Origin of the sequence: Paraflavisolibacter caeni, assembly GCF_025628885.1 — a bacterium.
GTDB lineage: Bacteria > Bacteroidota > Bacteroidia > Chitinophagales > Chitinophagaceae > Flavisolibacter > Flavisolibacter caeni.
In genome coordinates, this window is sequence record NZ_JAOTIF010000062.1 from 1 (window position 1) to 2,877 (window position 2,877).

General features: G+C 39.1%; 2 protein-coding genes. One reads left to right on the forward strand and one right to left on the reverse strand.

What is annotated here, in order from left to right:
* Nucleotides 1-126: 126 nt before the first annotated feature.
* Nucleotides 127-1,368 (reverse strand): beta-ketoacyl-ACP synthase II, encoded by a 1,242-nt coding sequence (fabF, locus tag OCK74_RS27705; protein WP_279300368.1) that lies wholly within the window; start codon nt 1,366-1,368, stop codon nt 127-129.
* 313 nt (nt 1,369-1,681) lie between these two features.
* Here fabF and OCK74_RS27710 point away from each other — a divergent pair, with 313 nt between their 5' ends.
* A complete protein-coding gene (locus OCK74_RS27710) occupies nt 1,682-2,755 on the forward strand; it encodes a 3-oxoacyl-ACP synthase III family protein (RefSeq protein ID WP_279300369.1) in 1,074 nt (357 codons plus the stop codon).
* Nucleotides 2,756-2,877: the final 122 nt, after the last annotated feature.

The following is a 2,877-nucleotide window of genomic DNA, read 5'->3' on the forward strand; positions in this document are numbered from 1 at the left end:
AAATACAGTTACTACTTCCTATTTACACAACTTTTTAGGGTCTCCAAAAAACATTTGGTGGAATCTTAGAATACAGAACCGTCGCATCTGCCCTTCCAAGTTTGCATACAAGTAAATAGCAGGAGCCTACAGGTGTTTTTTGAAAACCACTATGGCATTATGCCCGCCAAAACCAAATCCATTGCTCATTGCTACTTTCACCTCGTGGCTTATTGATTCTTTTAAAATAATTTGTAACTCTTTTGGTATTTCTTCGTCAATGTCTTGCGTATTGATAGTTGGGGATATGATGTTGTCAGTAATTGACTTAATGCATATAATGGCTTCTACAGCTCCTGCTGCGCCAAGCAGGTGACCCGTCATGGATTTAGTAGCACTTATGTACAGGTCTTTACGCGCTCCAAACAATGCATATATGGCTTTAGCTTCACTTACGTCACCTACGAGGGTTGAGGTAGCGTGGGTATTTATATAATCTACATCTTCTTTCTTAAGCCCGGCATCGTCTAAAGCAAATTTCATTGCCTGCAAAGCCCCTAATCCGTCAGGATGTGAAGTAGTCATATGATAGGCATCGGCAGTCATAGCAGCACCAGCTACCTCGGCATAAATCTGGGCGCCTCTGGCTTTAGCATGTTCGTATTCTTCCAATATCAGAGCGCCGGCACCTTCTCCCATTACAAAGCCATCCCTTTGTTTATCAAATGGTCGCGAAGCAGATGCTGGGCACTCGTTCCTTGCCGACAGCGCTTTCATTGCACTAAAGCCACCGATAGAAGACTCTATGATAGGTGCTTCTGAGCCGCCTGTAACGATGATTTTAGCCTTTCCCAGCCGTATATAGTTGAAGGCATCCATAATAGCTGTATTGGAAGTGGCACAGGCAGAAACGGTAGTATAATTAATGCCCATAAAACCATACTTGATGGAGATGGATGCAGCCGCCATATTGGCAATCAGCTTAGTTGCAAAAAAAGGGCTAAAGCGGGGTTCAAACCCTGAGCGTGTATATTCCTTCACCTGCATTTCAAAGGTTTCCATTCCCCCTTGTCCGGATCCCCAAATAATGCCTATGTCAAAAGGAGACATTTTACCTACATCAAAGCCAGCATCTTCTATGGCTTGCCCAGCGGCTATCAATGCGTATTGGGTAAATAGATCTGATCGTTTAATTTCGTTTTTATCCAAAAATTTGGCTGGTTGATAATTTTCAATCTGGCAGGCGAATTGGGTTCTGAACTTTTCAGGATTAAACCGTGTAATAAGACTTGCGCTGCTTTTGCCTTCTATCAGGTTTTTCCAAAAACTGTTGACATCATCTCCCAAAGGTGCAATTACACCCATACCTGTGATAACAACTCTTTTCATAAGAGTAATATACTTATTTGTCAATAAAACAGTTGGATAAAATTTAGGTATTGTCCGGATTTTACAGTACAGTTTTCAGAGAGGGCTCTGTCGCATCTGCTGTTTTTTCTGAAATATGCAGGATTCATTAGAAAAAGCTCAATTGAATATCAATTTTTAGCACTAAATACAACAGTGCTTTTTAATGAAGATCAGCCTTTTTCAATTGATGTAACAGAGCCTGTTTGCCATGCTTTTTTGTATTTTTAATACATTTGGTAAGGAATATTAATCAAGAAATAGATATCTTAAGCGTTATAAATAATTTAAAAGAATGTTGAGGTCAGTAATTACCGGAACTGGATGTTGTATACCAACTCAAACTAAAACAAACCCTGACTTTTTATCCAGTAAATTTTATGCAGAGGATCGTTCTATTATCAAAATAGAGCCAAAAATCATCATTGATAAATTTCAAAAAATCACAGGCATTGCAGAAAGGCGTTATGTTTCTGACGACCTCAACACATCTGATATAGCTACAATAGCAGCCCAGGAAGCTATTAATGACAGCGGGATTGATATGGAAACACTTGATATGATCATTGTAGCCCAAAATTTTGGCAATGTTATTAAGAATACTATTCAAACAGATGCGGTTCCAGCATTGGCAAGCCGTGTAAAACACAATTTAAGAATCAAAAACCCAAGCTGTATTGCCTATGATATTTTGTTTGGCTGCCCTGGATGGATACAGGGCATTATACAGGCAGATGCTTTTTTTAAAGCGGGACTGGCAAAGAAAGCATTGGTTATAGGTGCAGAAACTTTGTCCAGGGTAATAGATAATTACGACCGAGATAGTATGATCTTTAGTGATGGGGCAGGTGCTACAATTGTTGAATACAAAGAAGTGAGAGAAAGTGGGAGCGGCATTTTATCCAGCTGTTCACTTAGTCATTGCCTGGAGGAAGCGTATTATATTAACATGGATGCATCTTATTATCCTGAAAGTGATTCAAAAATCAAGTACATAAAGATGAAAGGAAGAAAGGTTTACGAATATGCATTAAAACATGTACCTGAGGCCATGAAAGCATGCCTTGACCAAAGTGGTGTTGATATTATGCACTTAAAAAAGATCTTTATTCACCAGGCAAACGAAAAGATGGATGAAGCAATCGTTCAGGCTATGTATAAGCTATTTGGATATACTGAAACTCCCAAAGACATTATGCCTATGTGTATACAATACCTGGGTAACAGCTCCGTTGCAACTGTGCCTACGTTGTATGATATAGTTTTAAAAGGTAAAGATTTGGACCACAGCGTAAATGAAGGAGATGTGATCCTGTTTGCTTCTGTTGGAGCTGGTATGAATATCAATGCCGTTTGCTATAGGATATAAGAGAGACTAGATAGCCTTAATTGACTTAATGCTTGCTGTTGAGGCTCTGTATTCTAAGATTCCACCAAATGTTTTTTGGAGACCCTAAAAAGTTGTGTAAATAGGAAGTAGTAACTGTATTT